This is a genomic window from Streptomyces sp. LS1784 (assembly GCF_020103755.1).
GTDB lineage: Bacteria > Actinomycetota > Actinomycetes > Streptomycetales > Streptomycetaceae > Kitasatospora.
The window spans coordinates 1-909 of the sequence record NZ_JAHSQD010001162.1 but is presented as its reverse complement, the minus strand read 5'-3'; the positions used below and the strand labels follow the sequence as shown (position 1 = coordinate 909).

General features: G+C 77.4%; 1 protein-coding gene. It reads left to right on the top strand.

All coding sequences use genetic code 11. The features are described 5' to 3' along the window. A partial coding sequence (locus tag KS423_RS47810) for an FtsX-like permease family protein (RefSeq protein ID WP_263455923.1) occupies nucleotides 1-901 on the top strand: 901 nt, incomplete at its 5' end. Nucleotides 902-909 lie beyond the last annotated feature (8 nt).

Genomic DNA, 909 nt, shown 5'->3' with positions numbered 1-909 from the left:
CGCCCACCGGCTCACCGCCACCCGGCCCGGCCTGCACGCCACCGCCACCACCGCCACCGTGGTCACCGGCCTCGGCGCCGCCGCCCCCGCCTTCGACGACCACGGCGAGGACTCGCCCGCGAGCGTGCCGTCCGCCGCCACCGTCGTCGACGGCGACCCCGCCACCGCCTGGACCCTGCCCACCGTCGGCGGCAGTGCCGCCGACCTGCGCGGCGCCACCCTCGCCGCCTCCACCGACCAGGTCCGCGGCCACGGCTGGAAGCTCGGCGACCAGGTCAACCTGCGCCTCGCCGACGGCACCGTCACCAGCCTGCGGCTCGTCCTGGTCTACCGCACCCAGCTCGGCCTGGACGAGGTCCTGCTCAGCGGCGAGGCCACCGCCGGCCACCTGGCAGACGCCCGCCCCGCCGCCGTCCACCTCGACGCCGAACCGGCCGACCGGCTCGGCGGCACCCTCACCGACGCCCGCGACCCCGGGCCGGACCCCGGCGCCCACTACGCCTGGATCGCCACCACCACGATCCTCGGGCCCGCGCTGCTCTACGCGCTGATCGCCATCGTCAACACCATGGTGATGAGCACCGCCGACCGCCGAGGCGACTTCGACGTGCTGCGACTGGCCGGGACGGTGCGCCGCCAGGTGACGTGGATGGTCGCGCTGGAGGCCGTCCTGGTCGTCGCCACCGCCGCCCTGCTCGCCCTCGCCGTCACCGCGCTCACCCAGTACGGCACCACCGCACTGCTCAACCACCGCATCCTGGCCGGCCAGACCACCGTCGCCCTGCGGCTGCCCTGGGCGCCCCTCGGCGCGAGCACCGCCCTGTGCCTGCTGCTCGCCGTCGCGGCGAGCGTCCTCCCCAGCCGCCTCGCGCTCGCCCGCCCGGCCGGCCGGGCGGTCTGACCGGGGCC